At 35.6% G+C, this 20,321-nt stretch carries 15 protein-coding genes; 8 read left to right on the top strand and 7 right to left on the bottom strand.

Annotated features, from left to right (window positions below; all coding sequences use genetic code 11):
* Positions 1–13 precede the first annotated feature (13 nt).
* Complete coding sequence (locus HGC4_RS15660; protein WP_242047188.1) at positions 14–847, bottom strand: LicD family protein; 834 nt, start codon at positions 845–847, stop codon at positions 14–16.
* Positions 848–1,055: 208 nt separating this feature from the next.
* Between HGC4_RS15660 and HGC4_RS15655 the strand changes: the two genes are divergently transcribed.
* From HGC4_RS15655 to HGC4_RS15620, 8 genes are all read left to right on the top strand, one after another.
* Positions 1,056–1,790, top strand: coding sequence for a lysophospholipid acyltransferase family protein (locus tag HGC4_RS15655; protein WP_050711073.1), 735 nt, complete (start codon positions 1,056–1,058; stop codon positions 1,788–1,790).
* Between the two features lie 83 nt (positions 1,791–1,873).
* Positions 1,874–3,676 (top strand): LysM peptidoglycan-binding domain-containing protein, encoded by a 1,803-nt coding sequence (locus HGC4_RS15650; RefSeq protein WP_050711072.1) that lies wholly within the window; start codon positions 1,874–1,876, stop codon positions 3,674–3,676.
* A complete protein-coding gene (locus HGC4_RS15645; protein WP_050711071.1) occupies positions 3,673–4,845 on the top strand; it encodes an ABC transporter substrate-binding protein in 1,173 nt (390 codons plus the stop codon). The genes HGC4_RS15650 and HGC4_RS15645 overlap by 4 nt, the downstream gene beginning before the upstream one ends.
* Entirely contained in the window at positions 4,842–5,537 is a 696-nt protein-coding gene (locus tag HGC4_RS15640; protein WP_050711070.1) for a porin family protein, read from the top strand. The genes HGC4_RS15645 and HGC4_RS15640 overlap by 4 nt, the downstream gene beginning before the upstream one ends.
* 95 nt (positions 5,538–5,632) lie before the next feature.
* Complete coding sequence (locus HGC4_RS15635) at positions 5,633–7,084, top strand: POT-type proton-dependent oligopeptide transporter (RefSeq protein ID WP_050711069.1); 1,452 nt, start codon at positions 5,633–5,635, stop codon at positions 7,082–7,084.
* Between the two features lie 262 nt (positions 7,085–7,346).
* Positions 7,347–8,756 carry a 23S rRNA (uracil(1939)-C(5))-methyltransferase RlmD gene (gene rlmD / locus HGC4_RS15630; RefSeq protein ID WP_050711068.1) on the top strand — a complete coding sequence of 470 codons (1,410 nt, stop codon included), beginning with the start codon at positions 7,347–7,349 and terminating at the stop codon, positions 8,754–8,756.
* A 109-nt stretch (positions 8,757–8,865) separates the two neighbouring features.
* Positions 8,866–10,026 (top strand): nicotinate phosphoribosyltransferase, encoded by a 1,161-nt coding sequence (pncB, locus tag HGC4_RS15625; RefSeq protein ID WP_050711067.1) that lies wholly within the window; start codon positions 8,866–8,868, stop codon positions 10,024–10,026.
* Positions 10,027–10,112: 86 nt separating this feature from the next.
* Positions 10,113–10,718 carry a cysteine hydrolase family protein gene (locus HGC4_RS15620; RefSeq protein WP_082204201.1) on the top strand — a complete coding sequence of 202 codons (606 nt, stop codon included), beginning with the start codon at positions 10,113–10,115 and terminating at the stop codon, positions 10,716–10,718.
* Between the two features lie 80 nt (positions 10,719–10,798).
* Here the strand turns inward: HGC4_RS15620 and HGC4_RS15615 are convergent, their stop codons facing one another.
* The 6 genes from HGC4_RS15615 to HGC4_RS15590 all read right to left on the bottom strand — a co-directional run bounded on the left by HGC4_RS15615 (position 10,799) and on the right by HGC4_RS15590 (position 20,172).
* The gene (locus HGC4_RS15615; protein ID WP_050711065.1) at positions 10,799–11,899 is read right to left on the bottom strand and encodes a hypothetical protein; all 1,101 of its coding nucleotides are present in this window, start codon (positions 11,897–11,899) and stop codon (positions 10,799–10,801) included.
* 152 nt (positions 11,900–12,051) lie between these two features.
* Entirely contained in the window at positions 12,052–13,896 is a 1,845-nt protein-coding gene (gene mutL, locus HGC4_RS15610) for a DNA mismatch repair endonuclease MutL (RefSeq protein ID WP_050711064.1), read from the bottom strand.
* Between the two features lie 106 nt (positions 13,897–14,002).
* Positions 14,003–15,658 (bottom strand): OstA-like protein, encoded by a 1,656-nt coding sequence (locus tag HGC4_RS15605; protein ID WP_082204205.1) that lies wholly within the window; start codon positions 15,656–15,658, stop codon positions 14,003–14,005.
* 120 nt (positions 15,659–15,778) lie between these two features.
* Positions 15,779–17,149: a peptidylprolyl isomerase gene (locus tag HGC4_RS15600; RefSeq protein WP_050711063.1), complete on the bottom strand. Its 1,371-nt coding sequence runs from the start codon at positions 17,147–17,149 to the stop codon at positions 15,779–15,781.
* Between the two features lie 96 nt (positions 17,150–17,245).
* Complete coding sequence (locus HGC4_RS15595; RefSeq protein WP_050711062.1) at positions 17,246–18,151, bottom strand: peptidyl-prolyl cis-trans isomerase; 906 nt, start codon at positions 18,149–18,151, stop codon at positions 17,246–17,248.
* Between the two features lie 50 nt (positions 18,152–18,201).
* Positions 18,202–20,172 carry a foldase protein PrsA gene (locus HGC4_RS15590; RefSeq protein ID WP_050711061.1) on the bottom strand — a complete coding sequence of 657 codons (1,971 nt, stop codon included), beginning with the start codon at positions 20,170–20,172 and terminating at the stop codon, positions 18,202–18,204.
* Positions 20,173–20,321 lie beyond the last annotated feature (149 nt).

Raw genomic sequence — 20,321 nt, 5'->3', positions numbered from 1 at the left:
CCTCACTTTCTCTTTATTTATATTTCACTCTTAAAAAGTGAGTTGCTCTTTTATCTTTTGGTGGAATTTTCATATAATCACCATACTGTTTTGTAAGATAGGCTTCGGTGCTACCCGGAGCAGAGAATGTTTTTCCTTCAAACTCGATTGTGCTTAATGGAAACATGTAGCTCGCATTATGATTGGTTGTATTACCAATGCCATAACTATGCAGGATATTATTAGGGTGGGTGATGGCACATAATCCTCTGGCAAACCAGGTCAATAAAATGCCAATAGGGTAGAGAAGGAGAGATAATGTATATTCGTAAAAATATTTTAGAGAATGAAATGGCTTTCCTCGTTTGAGTCGGCGAAAAGATCTACCATAAAAAAAATCAACTACATTCTTTAAAGGCTTATAACTTCTCTCTTCCGGAAATATATCTATGTATATTCCTTTTTCAAAATAATTATCCATTAAATCATCTTCTTCAACTACAACCGAGTGCTTGTCTCTTACTTTGGAGAATAGCAGACGATAGCCTTTGTCTTTGGGCGTTTGTAAATAAAGATCCGATGGCAATTCCTTTTCCAGAATTTTAAGTAGTTTCTTATAATCGGGTAGAAGCAGTTCAATATCAATATCATCATCCCAAGGTATAAAGCCTCCATGTCGGGCAGCGCCTAGCAGAGTACCTCCGCTTAACCAATAGGGGATGCTGTGTTTGCCTGCAATTGAGGTTACTACTTGGAGTATTTCAAACATTTTGAGTTGTAGCTTTCTCAAGTCTGAACCTTCAGGGTTATATTCTCTTAAATCTTCTTCCATATCTGCTATTAACATCAAGTAGACAAATGTAAGCATTTAAGCCTTTATGAAAGGAAAGCATGTTGTAATAAAAAATAGAATAATGTTTTCCATTACTTCATTTTACTGCTTTAAAAGCTTTTTCCTTACCCTTTATAAAGTGTAGTAGGGGTACATCATTATCTTAAAGTGTAGCATTTGTTTCAGAAGAGAACAAAAAAATGTATTTTTGTTTATCTGAACCGAAAAACTATATTAGAATAAGATGAAGGGTATTCTTTCTTTCTTGTACCAATGGCTTATTTTTATTCCTATTCTTGTTGTGACTAGTATAGTTACAGCAATTCTTGTGATGCTAGGCTGTTCGATCGGAAATCGTAAATTCTGGGGATATACTCCTCCAGAGTATTGGTCGAAAATAGTTTGTAAAGCTGCTTTATGTAAAATTAGGGTGAAACAGAATGATAAGTTGGATCCCAATGGGTCTTATATCTTTATAGCAAACCATCAAGGAGCATTCGATATTTTCTTGACCTATGGTTATCTGGGGCATAATATTAAATGGGTGCAAAAGCATGAGTTGCGTAAAATTCCATTTGTAGGTAAAGCATCCGAAATTGCTGGTCATGTATTTGTAGACAGTTCAAATACAAGAGCATTGGCACAAACAATAGAGAAGGCTGAGGATGAACTCGAAAAAGGAGTTTCTATGGCTATATTTCCTGAAGGTCAACGTACTTATACCGGAAAAATGGGGCGATTCAAAAAAGGTGCATATATAATTGCAACCCAGATGAAGTTGCCTATTGTGCCGATAACATTGAATGGACCTTATGATATATTGAAAATACATTCGAGAGTAATGAGTTTTGGTAAAGAGATGGAAATAATAGTGCATGATCCTATATCTACTGAGGGGCTTACCGAGCTTGATATCCCTGATTTGATAAAGAGAACACATGAAGTCATAGAATCGCAACTTTGGGATAAATACAAATAGTGTTTTGAGGAACAAACCTCGATATTTATAAAAAATACCACTAATTTTTATACCTTTGTTTAGAATAATAAATACACACTCAAATGAATTTTAAATACGTTAAATCCATTCTTGCAGGTTGTTATCTCGCTTTAGCAACTACTCTTTCTTTGTCGGCGACAGAAGGAGTATCTGCATCGGCTCTCAAAGTCGAAATTTTGCAAGGCAATGGTAAATTTACAACACATACAGTTGCAAAAGGAGAAACTGCTTATTCGATAGCTCGCTTATATAATATTTCGGTTAGTGATATTTATGCTCTGAATCCAAAGGCCGAAAAAGGCTTGAAGTTGGGTGAGCAGATCAAAATACCTACGAGTAATACTTCACTAAATCAAACCGCAAACTCAAATGTACGGTCTTATATAGTAAAAGCAAAGGAAACATTATATTCGATAGCGAAACAATTTGATCTGAAAGTAGACGATTTGATAAACGCTAATCCCGAATTAAAGTTAAAGCCTTTAAGTGAAGGGCAATCATTGTTAATACCATCATCAGGAGGTCGTTCTTCTAATAATGTTTCAAATACTCCAGTCCCACAATCCATTGCTCAGGCAAAGAGTCGTTTCATAGAACATCAGGTGGTTCCAAAAGAAACTCTTTATGGAATTGCCAGACAATATAACACTACTCCTGAAGCTTTGATTGACTTTAATCCTATATTAAAGGATGGGTTAAAGCAAGGTATGACTATTCTAATACCTTCGCTTCAAAGTGCTGGTTCTTCTTACCCAAGTGGGCAAGTTCCGGTGAGTACTTTACAGGACATAGATGCTATAAAAGTAGGAGTTGTGCTTCCCTTCCTCAATAAATCACAAGGGAAAAGTGCTCGTTTTATAGAGTATTACGAGGGCTTCTTATTAGCATTAGAAGAGATGAAAGCAAAAGGTCTTTCGGCTAATGTATATGTTTTCGATATGGGTTCTGAAACGGGAATAGCCAAATTGAAAAGTTTATTGGAAACGTCTGAAATGAAAAGCTTAGATCTTATTATCGGAGGTTTCTCGTCAGATCAAGTAGACATGCTTTCTAATTTTGCAAAGAAGCAGGGGATAAAATATGCAATACCTTTTCCGACTAAAACAAATGAGACTCAAAAAAACAATGAGGTGTTTCAGTTAAATGCTCCTCATGAAATATTGTACGATAATACAACAAGAACTCTTTCTACCCTATTTGGTAATGCCAATGTGATCTATATTACTGAAAACGGGAATAATGACAAAAAAGAATTTATTACAGCTTTAAACGCTCAGTTAAGTCAAAGAGGAATGCGTGCAACGAGTGTTGCTGCAAATCAGAATTTATCTGCTAATCTGGCATTGGCTTTAGATGCAAATCGCAGAAATGTGATAGTTGCAGCTTCGGGTTCTGCTCAGTTATTGCAGAGTCTGTTGCCTGTTTTAAGTTCGATAAGAGAGAAACAACCTAATACTAATATGTCTCTATTCGGACATACTGAATGGCAAACCTATCCTCAGTTCTTTACTGATTTTTACAAAAACGACACTTATATATATACGCCATTTTATATGTCGGATGACGATTATAAGACCAAACAATTCCTCTCGAATTATAAAAAATGGTATAATAATAAATCATTGATAAATACTTACCCCAAATATGGAGCTTTAGGTTATGATACAGGTATTTATTTTCTGACTGGATTATTTAAACACGGAAAGAATTTCGAATCTAGTATAAATTCAATATCAGTACCAGCTTTGCAAACACCAATCTCTTTTAATAGAGTAAGTGGATCAGGTGGATATATGAATAATGGATTTTATATAGTGCATTATAAAACAAATGGTAGTGTCGATAAAATAGAATACGGCAAATGATAAAAAGAACCTTGGCTTTCTTGATGCTTGCTGTGGCTTGCATTAATGGGTATTCTCAAACGGAGTCTGCTCCCGAATGGAATTTGCAGGATGTAGATGCAATAAAAGTAGGTGTAGTGCTTCCTTTTGTAAATAAATCAGAGGGGAAAAGTGCACGTTTTATAGAGTATTACGAAGGCTTTTTATTGGCATTGGAGGAGATGAAGGCTAAAGGTCTTTCAGCCAATGTATATGTTTTTGATATGGGTTCCGAAGAAGGAACTACTAAATTAGAGAGCTTATTAGAAACCACTGAAATGAGGGATCTGGATCTGATTATTGGTGGCTTTTCTCCCGAACAAGTAGATGTGCTTTCTAATTTTGCGAAGAAAGAAGGGATAAAGTATGCAATACCTTTTCCTACAAAAACAAATGAAGCACAGAAAAATACACAGGTATTGCAATTGAATGCTCCTTCTGATGTTTTGTATGATAACACTGCCCAAGTTCTTGCTGATTTCTTTGGGAATGATAACATTATCTACATAATGGAGAATGGAAATAATAGCAAGAAAGAGTTTGTTACAACTTTGAATGGTCAGTTAAATCAAAGAGGAATGCGTGCCAGTAGTATTGCTCTGAATGATAACTTGGCTACTAATTTGGCTTCGGTATTAGACCTGAATCGAAAAAATATAATAGTTGCAGCTTCGGGTTCTGCTCAGTTGCTAGAGACTCTGCTACCGGTATTAAATTTGATCAAAGAAGAAGAGCCTAATATTGACTTGGCTTTATTTGGACATCCAGAGTGGCAAACCTATCCTCAGTTCTTTGCCAATTTTCATAAAAATGATACGTATATATATACTCCATTCTATATGTCGGATGATGACTATAAGACTAAGCAATTTATCTCCAATTATCAGAGATGGTATAACGATAAGTCTTTGATTAATACTTATCCTAAATACGGAGCTTTAGGTTATGATACAGGTATCTATTTTCTGACAGGATTATTAAAATATGGAAAGAACTTCGAATCTAATATAAATTCAATATCAGTATCGACTTTGCAAACCCCCATTTCCTTTAGTAAGGTAAATTCGGCAGGTGGTTATATGAATAATGGATTTTATATAGTTCATTATAAGATAGATGGTAGTGTCGATAAAATAGAATATGGCAAATGATAAAAAAAGCTCTCACCGTTTTATTGCTTGCTTTGGCTTGCATCAAAGGATATTCTCAATCCGAATTTACTCCCGAATGGAATTTTGGGGTAAACTTCGGTCCTACATTCTCAACAATGAGCTTTGTTACGACAGCCCCAGGATTTGAGTTAAACACAAAAATGTTGCAACAATATAAGGGGGGGGTATCTGTTCGATATATCAGTGAGAAGAACCTAGGGTTTATAGCTGAATTGAATTACAGTCAACAAGGATATGAGCAAAAATTTGGGGAGGATCTACCAAAACTTAAATATAGCAGGACACTTAGTTATATTCAAATCCCCTTTTTGACGCACATCTACTTTGGAAAGAAGGGACGTGCTTTTGTAAATTTAGGACCCCAAATAAGTTTCCTTGTAGGTGATTCTGAAAAAAAGAATGAAGCTTTTTCGGAGTGGATTGCCACTTCTCCTCCCGACTCGGTTTATGTTGTTGCTCATTATGGAAGCAAAGCCCAACATAAATTAGACTATGGTTTAGTTGTCGGAATGGGGTTTGAACTTCGTACAGGTGCAGGTAATTTTACAATAGAAGGACGTTATTATATGGGCTTTTCTGATATTTACAAAAGCCATAAAACAGATCCATTTTCGAGATCTGCCAACCGAGTTATGTCGGCCGCTATAACTTATTATATGAAACCTTTCTAAATGCAGATATCATAGAATATTTGCATAAGTACCATGTCCGTTTAACTATTAAATATATTACTATTCTTAAATATAAAAACAGACTCTAGACTATTATGACTAAATTCTCTAAAGCCTTTTGGGTTGCCAATTCCGTCGAATTATTGGAAAGGTTGGCATATTATGCCGTCTTTATCGTTCTTACTATTTATTTATCCAATGTATGGGGCTTTTCTGATGTTGAATCGGGATTGATCTCGGGTACATTCTCTGCATTACTTTATCTTCTGCCTACTTTGGTTGGTGCTTATGCTGATAAAATAGGTTTCAGAACATCTATTATTATAGCTTTTGCACTTCTTACAATCGGATACTTTGGTTTGGGTATATTCCCAACTATGTTCGAAAATGCAGGACTGGTTAGTTATGGTGCTGGAACGGGAGAAGGGATGTTTTCTTCATTTTTTCAAGAGAGAGGGCTTGTTACTTTCGGACATGATACCGAATTTACTGGGCTTTTAGATAGTTCTCAACGTTGGTCTATTGTTCCTATTCTCTTATTGATTGTTATAGGTGGAGCATTTATTAAATCTGTAATATCGGGAACGGTAGCACGTGAGACAACAGAGAGTACACGCGCACGTGGATTTGCTATATTCTATATGATGGTGAATATTGGAGCTTTCACGGGTAAAACTGTGGTAGATCCACTTCGTAAAAGTTTAGGCGATATAGGTTTAGTATATCTAAATTACTTTTCTGCATCTATGACGTTACTAGCTTTAGTAGCTGTTTATTTCTTCTATCAATCGTCGAATGTTTCGGGACAAGGAAAAACCTTTTCAGATATATTTAAAGCTTTAGTGAAAGTTTGTAAGAACGGACGTTTAATTGCTCTTATCCTTATCGTAAGTGGTTTCTGGATGGTACAACAACAGATGTATGCTACTATGCCTAAATACGTTATTCGTTTGGTAGGACAAGAAGCATCTCCTGGATGGATTGCAAACGTAAATCCGTTGGTTGTATTTCTTCTGGTTAACCTAGTGACTACAGTGATGCAAAAACGTTCGGCTTTGGCATCTATGACTGTTGGTATGTTTATTATCCCAATATCGGCATGTATCATGGCTGGAGGTTCTCTTATGGGAAATGACTTGCTCTTTGGTACTATTCATCCTGTGACTTTCATGATGATTGTGGGTATTGCATTTCAAGCATTGGCTGAATGTTTTATATCTCCTCGTTTCTTGGAATATTTTTCTCTTCAAGCTCCTAAGGGTGAAGAAGGGCTTTATCTTGGCTTTAGTCACTTGCATTCGTTCGTATCTTCGTTGCTTGCATTTGGTATTTCAGGATTCCTTTTGCAAAAATATTGTCCCGATCCAAAAGGATTCTCAACGCCCGAAGCCTATGCTGCGGCTACTGAGAATGCGCACTATATCTGGGTATTCTTCTTTGGTATAGGATTGGTTTCGGCTATTGCCCTTGTTATTTATGGAAAGATAACTCGGAAGATGGATGCAAAGAAAGCTGAATTAGAAGCAGAGAAAGCAGAAATGGCATAAAGAACTATATTTAATATAAGAAAAGTCCTCAAGTAAAAAACTTGGGGACTTTTTTGTGATAAGGAAGTCGAGAAATAATAATAACTTATTTTTTAGAATAATTAGCCCATTGAATCAATATTGATTTATGGGCTTAATTTTTTATATTACTTTTGCAGCACAAGTATATACAAGATAACAGTCTGTTGCTATATTGTTTATTTGGTAAGGCTTGTTAATGTCAACTACAAAAATAATAAAGAGGTCTGCGACCTAAATAGAAATGAGAAAAGATAGAAAACCACAACCGATATATCCTTCGGTCGAAATAGTAGATATTGCAGCCGAAGGTAAGGCTATTGCAAAGATCGATAATATGATCGTGTTTATCCCTTTCGTAGTTCCCGGTGATATTGTAGACCTACAATTAAGCCGTAAGAAAAAGAATTATGCCGAAGGTAAACCTATTCGCTTCGAAAAGTATTCGGATATACGTACCGAAGCTTTTTGTGAACACTTTGGGGTATGTGGTGGTTGCAAATGGCAAATCTTACCTTACGAGGAACAATTAAGATATAAGCAAAAACAAGTAGAGGATAACCTTACTCGTATCGGTAAAATAGATTTACCCGAGATAAAACCGATTCTAGGTTCAGAAAAGACTACATTCTACAGAAATAAACTAGAATATACTTTCTCCAATAAAAAATGGCTGACTTGGGATCAGGTTAAATCAGGCGAGACATTCGATAATATGAATGCACTTGGTTTTCATATTCCTGGTTGTTTTGACAAGGTATTAGAAATCAATAAATGTTGGTTGCAGGAAGATGTGTCGAATCAGCTTCGAAATTTCATCCGTGATTATTGTTATGAAAAAGAATATACATTTTTCGATCTGAGAAATAGAGGAGGATTGATGCGTACCTTAATTATTCGTACATCAAGTACAGGAGAGTTAATGGTAATCGTGGTATTTTATGACGATGACAAAGAAAAGCATGAGGATGTATTGAATGCTATTGCCGAAAAATTCCCTCAGATTACATCTTTATTGTATATCATCAATCAGAAAGCCAATGATACGATAACTGATCAAGAGGTCTTAACTTGGAAAGGCAATGACTATATATATGAAGAAATGGAAGGTCTTAAATTTAAGATCGGACCGAAATCATTTTATCAAACCAATAGCGAGCAAGCTTACAACTTGTATAAAATAACCCGTGATTTTGCCGGATTGACAGGAGATGAACTGGTATATGATTTATATACAGGAACGGGAACTATTGCCAATTTTGTGGCTCGCAATGCTCGTAAGGTAGTAGGTATAGAATATGTAGAAGATGCAATTGAAGATGCAAAATTCAATTCTCAAAACAATAAAATAGAAAATACCTTGTTTTATGCAGGTGATATGAAGGATATTTTAACTCAAGACTTTATCAATGAACATGGTAAGCCCGATGTTATTATAACCGATCCTCCCCGTGCAGGTATGCACGACAATGTAATCGAAGCAATATTGTTTGCTGAGCCCGAAAAAGTGGTTTATGTGAGCTGTAATCCTGCTACACAAGCTAGAGATTTGAATCTGCTTGATGCTAAATATAAGGTGGAGAAAGTTCAGCCAGTGGATATGTTTCCTCATACACATCATGTTGAGAATGTAGTTTTATTGATTAAGAAATAACAATTTCGTATTTTCGGTGTTATTTATGTACAGTAAAGAGGTCGATGACCTTTAAATATATGAATCAGTAAAAATTTGATTCTGCATTGATAAACAAACACAACCGATTATGATTATAAAACATTTTACGGACAACGATCTATATAAGTTTTCTGTAATGCTTGCTATACAGAAGTTATATCCACGTTCGTATGTAAGATATGAATTCATAAACAGAGGTCATACCGAATTTCCTGAAGGGTTTGCTGAACGCCTTAAACAAGAGGTGCAAGCCATGACTCAATTGAAAATGACCAAAGAGGAAAAGAAGTATATAGAAAGACGTTGTTATTTCTTCGATCCTGCATTTATAGATTTTCTTGAAGGTTATCAATATAATCCAGAAGAAGTTCAGATAACACAACAAGGTGGCGACCTTAAGGTGGTGATAGAAGGTCATTGGTATCGTACAGTACTTTGGGAAGTGCCACTTATGGCAATAATCTCTGAGTTGTATTTTGTTATGGTTGGAGAATCGCCTCAAGGAGTAAAGAAAAAGACATTACAAAAGGCGAAAGCTCTAGTTGAGATGGAAGCCGATTATTCGGACTTTGGCACTCGTCGCCGTTTCTCATTCGATGTACATGACGAAGTAGTAGGTACTCTTCGTGATAGTTCAGGCGATCATTTCAAAGGTACAAGTAATGTGTATCTGGCAATGAAACACAATACTACGCCTATCGGGACTATGCCGCACGAGTGGTTTATGTATCATGGGGCATTATTTGGCTATCGTGCTGCAAATATTAAAGCTCTCGAAGCTTGGGTAGAGGTGTTTCAAGGAAGTCTAGGTATTACTCTTACTGATACATATACAACAGACTCTTTCTTCAAGTCATTTAGTCTGAAACAGGCTAAATTGTTTGATGGAGTGCGTTGTGATAGTGGTGATGTTATTGAGTTTACTGAAAAAGCTATCCAGTTTTACAAAGAAAATCGCATTGACCCTGCATCTAAAACAATAGTTTACAGTGATTCGTTGAATCTTGGAGAAGTAAAACGTATAAAGGATTTCGTAGGTAATCGCGTTCATGATACTTATGGAATTGGAACTTATTTTACAAATGATGTAGGTGTAAAGCCTCTGAATATTGTAATTAAATTATCAGCAATAAAAGCTAATCCGAAGGGTGAGTTTCTTCAAGCAGTTAAGCTTTCGGATGTAATGGGTAAGAATACGGGTAATGAGCGTGAGATCGAAATCTGCAAACTAACACTTGGTATAGATTAAGGTCTTAGACTTTTGTTGCTTTGGTAAACATAACAACTTCAGTTTGTAAGGTTGCGTATGCCATTAAATGCTATTATTTATTTAAGATGAAAACAATAAGTTTTATTCTATTACTAATTTTCTCATTAACGATGAATGCACAACAAAAAGCATTAGTTATAATTGATATACAAAATGATTACTTTGCAGGAGGAAATATGCCTCTTGTGCGTAGTGATGAAGCCGTTTTAAATGCCAAGCTGGTTTTAGAACAATTCAGGAACGAAGGTCTTCCGGTTATACATATACAACATATATCAGATCGTCCGGGTGCTACATTTTTTGTGCCAGGAACACCAGGAGTAGAGATTCATTCGGAGGTAGCTCCTCTAAATAACGAGAAGATAATTGTAAAGCATTTTCCTAATAGTTTTAGAGAAACAGAACTTCTGGATTATCTAAAAGAGTTAGGTATATCTGATCTTGTTATTTGTGGAATGATGACAAGTATGTGTGTAGATGCAACTACTCGTGCAGCTAAAGATTTTGGCTATAATTGTACAGTTATAGGAGATGCTTGTGCCGCTCCTAACTTAGAGATTAATGGAAAAACGGTTAGTGGAGAAAATGTACATAATGCATTTCTTGCTGCGTTAAATTATTTCTATGCTACGGTGGTCAATGCAAAAGATTTTAATAGCGCCAATAATTAGTTAGGTATAATAAAAAAAGTGGGGTTATTCGCTATTAGTGAATAACCCCACTTTTTTATAAGTGAGTACTTAAGAGATTTTTATAATAGTTGGTCTATTATTTCGTTAGTATTGTTTCCCCATTCGTGATCAACAGTAATGTCAAAGCCTTGATTATTTTTAAATAACAGTCCTTTTATTGTTATTTGTTCATTTGGATTTATAACAATGCCTTCCTTGATACGGATCATAAAAACTACATCCGTATTTTTCACATCTTCTCCTGGTCTGGTAGGATTTATAAGATATTGTCTTTCTATTTTATTCGTTCTCGATCCTTGGAGATACAAATCATAGCTTAAAGGAGCACTTGGATACATTCCAACAACACTATAATTAATATTAATATTTTGCAGCATATAAAAACTGAAAGGATTCTCTTCATTTATTGAGCTGAATTTACTTCGGTCAATATAAATACTAGAGTATAGATGTGAATGATCTGGATCGACCCCAGAAAAAACACTAGCACCATTATACATCAGATTATAAGAAGGTTGGAAATACATAGCATATGGTTGTGGAGCATTCTTATCTGTAACACACAAGATGGGTATGATTGTTTGTACATCGCTTGGAGCTTTATCTAAATCAGATATTGCTAGTGTAATTTTGCCTACAGACCTTTTTAGTTTGACAGTCTCTTGTATATCAGTATTGCTTACTTCAAAATCTATTGATCCATGAAATTTATTAGGATTTGTAATATCCTCAATAATAGTTGCTTCAATAGGCTCAGAAGATCCCAGTGATCCTCCGTTTGGATTGACTTTCTCGGATCTTATTGGTAACTCAGAAGCAAAAATAGCAATTCTGTAACTACCTTTCTTTATTTTAAGTTTAAAGACTGAACCAAGATCAGAACCCTCTAGTGTATTGCTTTCAACGACTTCACCTTCTATCTCTGGGTGAGCTGGATCTCTATTAAATACTACATAGCGGAGGTATTTTATCTTATTATCGGCTAAACTCGATCTAGTGGATATTTCTGAGGTCTCAGAAGAAAAGTTGCTAATGTTAAATGAGACTTCCCTCAATTCATTTTCGGACTGAGTGCCTACAACGTTGTTGTCATCGCTACTACAAGAATATCCAAGAAGAATAAAGCAGCTTAATAGAATAAAAAAGAATGATTTTTTCATAAATTGTTAGTTGTGTATGTATTGGAATACAAAAGTACCTAAAAGAAACAAATATTTACGTTTTTTTAGTTAAAATAAACCCTTTGTACTTCTATAAGTGGAAGTGTAAAGGGTTTTATGTAAGGCTATTGTTTTATATGAGAAAGGCTGAGTTATTTAAATCTTCTATCAATCTCCGAATCATCAAAGATTGAAATTATGAGTTTGCCATCAGGTGTGTATTTGTGCGATGGTGAAGCCAATAAACGATTTACGATATCACTAGTCTCGTCATTAGTTAATCTGTGTCCGTATGGTATGGCAGCAGCATAGGCTAGTGATAATGCTAAAGCTTCTTGTATTTCGTCTTTCACATCACTACCAGTTTCAATACTTTTGGTGACCATATTGTGAATCAATTCTACTGAGTTGATCTTATCAATCTCTGAAGGAACACCATTTATGGCGTATGAGTTATTCCCCAGATTACTAAGATCGAAACCTACGGCTTCTATATCATCTAACAAATAAGGAATCATGGCAGCCTCCGAAGCTGAAAATTCTACTATTTCAGGAAATAGAGTTCGTTGTGAGATACCTCTTTTAAGTTTTATATTTTGTAGAAACTGATCGAAGAGTATGCGTACATGAGCCTTACGCTGATCTATCATCATCAATCCCGACTTAACAGATGTAAGTATATATCTGTTTTTGTATTGATAATGTAGGGAGTTTGAGCTTTCTTCAAACAAATCAGATTCAGATGATCTTATTTCGATCGCTTCTCCTGCTTCCGAACTATCTATATTGGTGTCTGTTTCGAAACCTTTATATAAGCTTTCCCAATCAAAATTAGGGCGTTGATAGCTACTTCCTCCTCCTTGGTTGTTACCACCCGATGAGGCTGATTTAAAAGGATTATAGGCAGGATTTACGTTAACCTGTGGTCGTGCAGCATTCGTAACTCCCGGTGTATGTATTGGTATATCAATAGCATCCAGTGTGTCAAAATCAATAGTAGGCACTTCGTTGAATTTGCCTAATGCCTCTTTAACTGTTGCTGCTAGTATTTGCCAGATTGGTTGTTCGTTTTCGAACTTAATCTCTGTTTTCGTTGGATGTATGTTTACATCAATAGTATCAGGACTAACTTCTATATAAATAAAAAAGTTAGGATTCTCTCCAACGGGTATTAGTGGTGCAAATGCTGATGTTATAGCTTTTGCAAAATATGGATGACGCATGTATCTGCCATTCACAAAGAAGTATTGTTGAGCACGGGCTTTGCGAGCCGATTCGGGCTTGCCTACAAAACCATATATTTTAGCAATGGTGGTTTCTATCTCAATCGAGATTAATTGTTGATTGAAGTTTTTACCAATTACATTGATAATGCGTTGTTTGAGATTAGAGGCAGGATATTTTATAACTTCAATATCATTTTCGATAAACGAAAATTCAATCTCGGAGTTTACCATAGCAACCCTTTCGAGTTCGGTAAGTATATTTTTACGTTCGGTTTCGTTCGATTTTAAGAACTTACGGCGTGCAGGAACATTGAAGAAAATATTCTTGATAGCAAAGTTACTTCCGTCTGCACAAACAATTTCGTCTTGTTTCTCTACGGTAGATCCTGCAATAACAAGATGTGTACCTACTTGATCTTCTTTACGTTTTGTTTTTAGCTCAACATGTGCCACAGCAGCAATAGATGGCAAAGCTTCTCCACGGAATCCCATGGTGCGTAAGGCGAATAAGTCTTCTGCAGTACGGATTTTAGAGGTTGCATGTCTCTCGAAAGCCAATCGTGCATCGGTACTCGACATACCTTTGCCATTGTCTATGACTTGTATTAATGTACGTCCTGCATCCTTTATTATAAGTTGTATGCTTGTAGCTCCTGCATCAATCGAATTTTCGAGAAGCTCTTTGACTATAGATGCCGGGCGTTGTACAACTTCACCGGCAGCTATTTGGTTGGCTATTGAATCGGGAAGTAAATGTATAATATCATTCATTGCTTTAGTCGTTGAGTTTGCTTTTATCTAAGATTCTGCAAAAAAACTGTAAGAGTCTTTCTGTAATTGTGTATTCTGCTTACCTAGTGCAAATATAGGTATTCTTCTAGTTCGCAGGTGGAGCGGGTACGTTTGATCTTGGCTTACGAGGATCGAAACCGCCTTTTCGCTTCACTTTTCTGAATACATCATCCCTATCAAGAGGGCGTAAATAATCGAGCCATTCGAAGTCCGGTAATCTGCCCTGGTCAGGTTTTAAGTCTGAGAGAGGAATCATCTTTCCCGTTGCTTTAGGCCAAAGTTTGAGCTTTTCTATCTTTTTATCTTTAAAGTCAATAGACAAGTAACTGCTCTCGGTCTGATTCATTCCCATCATAGATTGATCTTTTTCTTCGGGATAGAATATCGACTCGGCATTTCCTTCTACTAGAATATGCTTAATTTGTTTATTGTCAAAGAATGCTTTCAGACTCCGCCCCTTCAACTGATTGAAGTGTATAGAATCTTTCTGTTCTATTGAAAAAGCGTTAGGTCTTACGTGAGCCCTGTCAATAGTACTGTCATTGAAGAATATACTGATGGAGTCTCCTAATATCTGATTATTTTCATTCCATAGAACAGGATTCTTATACATGTAGAGAATCGAATCTTTTGTTTTGAATAACAATGAGTCGCATACTCCTTGCAAGTCGGTACGAAAGAACCTTACATTATGATAGGCTTTTATTTCCCTAAATATCGAATCTGTTATAAGTTTAAGGGTATCCCCATGAAGAAACAAACTATCAGGTTGTGAGTATTCAATGGCTCGAGCTGAGTCGGTTGCCATTGCGTAATTCGTGATTTCGTTATAGTAACCATAATTGCCTGTAAGTATTATCTTCTTGATGGTATCTTGCAGGAACATATTACCGAAAACTTCTCCGTATCCGTCCTTTTTATGATAAGAGATAGAGTCGCCTATTAATATTCGGTTTCCTTCTTTGTTGATAATACGTGATTGATCCAAAAGTAGAGAAAGCTCATTGGTGGTGTCATACCAACCTCTGGTTGAATATATGGTTGCACTATCCGATTCTATTCGTGTAGGACCCAGTATGGTAGCAACTTTACTGTTTGTATTATACAACAAAGTATCGGTAAACATCACAAACTTATCATTTGTAAGCTTCACACTGTCTCTAAATAATGCAAGCTGTTTAGTCGGTTCATATTGTCCCCAAAATGAAGTCAGTTCATTTAAAGAATCTACTAGCATACCTCCATCAAAGTAATAGCCAATATTGCTTAGTCTGTCATAATCTAGACTATCAGTAAATAATGTTATATCTCTGTTTACCAGACGCACATTGTTTCTTACTCGTAACAATTGGGTGTTTCCATCATATTGAAGATAACTGCCATAAAGAAAGAGTGTATCTCCTTGTTCGACACGTACTGTCCCGAATGCTTCAAATTGGTTAGTGGCCTCATCCAGATAAGCACTGTCACAATACATAAAAGCTCCATCGTGATACAGAACTACATTGTCTATTAAGATTTGAGGGTCGAAGCCAATTCTTTTATTCAGAGTTTCTGCTTGAATTAGCTGTATAACCTTCTTGTTAGCTGCCGATGCTGCCGTTTGAGGGGTTATAGGATGTTGAGGCTTCTGCTGTTGTACCCAAGCTTGAGCCGAGGTATATAGAACAAGCAGGCACAAAATAGCTGCTATGTGCATTTTGCGCCTGTTTCTTGGAGAATTCTTTATATCGTTGTTCATCTTTTTTGTACTTGCTATCAAGAAGTTTATTCTTATGTAGCAAAGATGTAAATTGTTTAAGTCCTACAAAATAAATCTCAGGGTTTCTATTACTCGCAAGTAATAAGTTGTGGTACTGATTTATTTAATCCAACCCGAGTATTGGAAGTCACAGTTTTTCCAATCATCGTTAATTCTTACGTAGGTTGTCTTAATTTTATCTTGTACCCATTTCTTAAGAACATCATCTCTTTTTCTGCCTTCAACAATCGATTTCATTACCTGATAGTCATCCGAAAGGTTGGCTTTGTGAGCATCAATTCTTCCTTTTAGTCTTACAATTGCAACAACTTCTTTTCCATTGTTGTTAAGCATAGTGAAGGGTTTAGACATTTCTCCTACTGCCATTTTATCTACAACTTTAGATACTTGTAATGGTAGATCTTGCATCTCGAAGTGTGATGTTCCTCCATAATTACTGTAGTCGTTCTTATTTACCATAAGACCCTTGTTGTTACGTGAGTCTTTGTCTGCCGAAATGTGTGTAGCGGCTTCTTCGAACGTAAATTTCTTAGCCTGAAGATCCATAAGAAGGGAGTCCATACGAGTTGTAGTCTTTTTTAATTCTTCAGCAGGAACTTTAGGACTTAATAAAATATGACGTGTATTTATACGGTCACCTCTTTTATCGATAAGCTGTATGATGTGAAAACCGTACTCAGACTCTACAATATTTGATACTTTCTGAGGGTCATTTAGCATAAATGCAGCATTGGCATATTCGGGAACAAGTTGTGCACGTCCCATATATCCAAGTTCACCACCTCTTTTAGCCGATTCCACATCTTCAGAATATAATAAAGCTAATGTTGAAAAGCTCGATTCTTTTTTATTTACTCTATCGGTAAACTCTCTCAATCGATTTTTTACAGCATCTATTTCAGCAACAGGTATAGTCGGAAGCATCGTGATGATTTCAACTTGTACTGTTGTTGGAATAAATGGTAAACTATCTTGTGGTAATTCTGTATAATAATTTCTAATCTCAGATGGAGTTAGTTTTATATTACCAACTATTTTTTGCTTAACTTCCTGTATGATTTGATTATCGCGCATTGGCTCTCTTAGCTCTTCGCGCAATTCGCTTATCGTTTTATGCGAATACTCTTCGAGTTTTTCTTGTGAGCCAACAATTGCTATCCTTCTGTTTACTTCTCTTTCTACCATTCTTGAAACATCGCCTGCGCTAATTTCAATACTGTCTAATTTGGCTTGATGCAGAAATAGTTTTTGAACTGCCAATTGCTCGGGTATTATACAATATGGATCACCATCAAAATGCTCTTTTTCAAGTTGCATTTGCAATTTTACTCCTTCGATATCGGATTTGAGAAGGGCCTCGTCTCCAATTACCCAAACCACCTGATCAATAACATTGTCTTGGGCTTTCAAATTAAATGAAATAGAGCTTATTAAGCTAAAAAACAGTAATGCTTTCTTTAAAACGGTCATCCTTGTATATTATTAAAAGAGGCGTAAATATAGCAATAATAGGTTGAAGTTATATTTGGAATATATTAAAAGAAGTTATAAGCCTTTGTCAGCCTACTATTTCTTGGTGTTATTCTCCTTTTTTTGATAGAATTTTATCTCATCTGCATCCGTAGCCTTCTTATACAAATCTGTTTCGATCTGTTTCAGGAAAGATTCTCTATGTTTATTGATCAAAATATCGGTTATTTGAGGTTTGGCATATTCATAAGGAGCTGTTGTTCCCGATGGGGCAAATTCTTCGATATGGAGAAGATAAACATATAGAGAGTCTTGTGTCTCGAAATTCTTATTTGTTTTCACAAACTGATCTACATTACTTATCGGAGTAGGAATGTTGGTTGCAATATCATCAAAATTGACCCAACGATCGTAAAAATAATCATAGATAACAGCATTCTGGAATGAAGCTTTCTCTATTTTTTCTTTAGCACTTTCTGATTTCGACTGATACCATTGTCTGAAATTGTTCACCTCATTAGATGAGCGGGGAATTTTCAGGAATAATCCTTTAACAAGACTCGATTCTAATTCGAAGCTTTCAGGATGTTTGTCATAATAATCCTTCAATTCGCTTTCCGATATTTTTTTCGATAGTTCCTCTTTCAGTAATTGTTCAAGATATGTAAAGACAGTCAGCGATTGACGGTAATTCTCCACAAGTTCGTTTATTCTGTCCTGATCGGTCACATTCTGCTTAGCCTTTTCGTAAATCAACTCATCATTAATCCACATTTTTATATAAGCATCAGCAGCAGTAGTACTATCGGCAGCACTTAGCCCCTCAGGTATAGCAGTTTCTATATCAGCTTGATACAACGTTTTTTGATTAACGGAAACTATCGGATGGTTTGCCTTGTCTGGGTTTGCCTCCGATTTAGAGGAGCAGGCAGCAAATACTGATGTTATGACTGATATTATCAGTATAACATAAACTTCTGATTTTCTTTTCTGTTTAATCATTTTGCCGTTTTTTATGGTATGATACATATTTCTGATGTAAGAAATATACCTTATTTTATACTTTGTAGCACATCTTTGTTAATCTCTACTTTATATTTATTGTGGAGATTCTTTATCCATTCTTTCTCGATCATAGATTGATAATCTGCAACAACTTGCCCTCTGGCATCATCTAAAGTTTCAGGAGCATTTATTAATCTTCCTTCTACTATAAATTTAGGATAGCCTATTATCTCTCTATTGTTCTTTGTTTTGAAAATAGTCCTGTCAATAAACCCGTTGTCGCCCTTGCCCCATAACCCTTTTTCAATATAAACAGATGGCTCTTTATTTATATTCAGGTTCTTGGTTAAGATTTGTTGTAAATCGGGAGAACCTTTATGCTCTTTTATCAAGTTTTCAGCCTTTTGTATGGTGGCTTTATCTCTTGCATGAATTACATATCCTTTATACTTTGGCGAATCCCATTTGTATTTCATCGGGTCTTTATCGAATAACTCTTGTAATGCCTCTGTATCATTTTGAGCTTTCTCCCATACTTCCTGATTCATTACATTAAATAGCAAAATCCCCTCATAATACTCTTGGGTAAGATGGCGAAATTCAGGGTATCTATCCGCAAGCGTTGATTTTTGAACTTCTTGCTGTTTAGCCAGAATAAAATCGTTCACTTTGTATGATAAAATATCTGTTGACAATGTAAAATTGGTCTCTGGGTCTTCTACCAAAAAGTCGATAAAGTCAACTACTGTGTAGTTTTGAGATCCAATTGATAATAAAACCTGATTATCCAGATAGGCAATCTTTTCAAAATAAGCAGAATCGGCAATGTGAAAGTTGTTTGCTATTGATTGAAGTTGATTATATACAAGCGAATTTACGATATACGGATATTCTTCTGATAATCTTTCTCTCTGTAATTTCTTTACAAATTCGTTTCTATCGCTTTGCGTGACAGATTTTGTAATGTCTTTTTTCATCTCTTCCCAAGGTAGTAAAGCTACTTTGTTTAGATTTTTGAAAATATGGAAGCCATAATCCATTTCCAAAGGAGGTGATACCTCGCCTATATTGAGGTTGAAAAGAGGAGCTTCAAAAACTGTGGGTATTGGGTTGCTTACACCAAACCATCCTAATACACCACCCCGATCGGCGGTCTGTTTATCAGCAGAGTATCTAAAAACCGTCTGGTCAAAATCAGCTCCGGATATTAATTTATTATATACTTCGAGGGCTTGATTACGAACACTGTCTTTCTGATTTTGATCCGAATCCTCATAAGGATAAGGTAAAAATATATGAGCAAGGTGTAACTGTCCTAAATCTTTTCTCTTGTTGAATACCTTTATTAGGTAATATCCATCATTAGTTCTTATGGGTTGCGATATTGTATTTAGGTCTGCATTGTATATAGCTTCTTCTATATCTTGTTGTAACATTAAGGCTGTCTTCCACCCTAGATATCCCGGTATGCTAGAGTTTGTGCTAACGCTGTCGTTCGAAAATTGGAGAACTAACTCTTCAAATTTTTCATCACCTCCATCGATCGCTGATTCTCTTATAGATACAATCTTATTGTATGCTTCAAGAGTATCTTTTGGTAAGATATTTCCTTTTGGAAAAGCTATAAATAACTGACTTATCTGAATATTTTGACCTAATCTGTCATAGATTTTTCGGGCAATTGTATTCGTAGATATTGTATCTGTTGTGTATAGTTTTTGGGTTTGATCTAGGTATGTGGAATACTCCTTTTTGAACGATTGATCTTCGTTTAATCGCAAATTTTTGGCCTCTGCGACTTTTAGCTTGAAGTTAATAAACGATTCTAAAAACTGATCGATTGATTGTCCTTTCGTAGAGTTACTATTATCGGCTTTGTTGTAAGCATATTTAAAATCAGATACAGTAATTTGTTCTCCGTTGATTCGCATCAATACAGGATCAGTTGCTGACTGTCCGTAAGCTGTATAACAAGACAAAATAATAATAAGTGTGGAAACGAATTTAATTATATTCATAAAATTTAGGGTAGATAACAATTAAACAGGTTTATCTAACTGCAAAGATATTAAGATTTTCTGAAATCTTTTCAGTATTAAGATATAAGCTATTTGAACGAATCTTAATTTTTAACAAATCGAAAGATCATTTCTAAATATTAGGGTTA

It is taken from the genome of Dysgonomonas sp. HGC4 (assembly GCF_001261715.1).
Lineage (GTDB): Bacteria > Bacteroidota > Bacteroidia > Bacteroidales > Dysgonomonadaceae > Dysgonomonas_A.
This window is presented reverse-complemented; position numbering and strand designations above follow the sequence as displayed.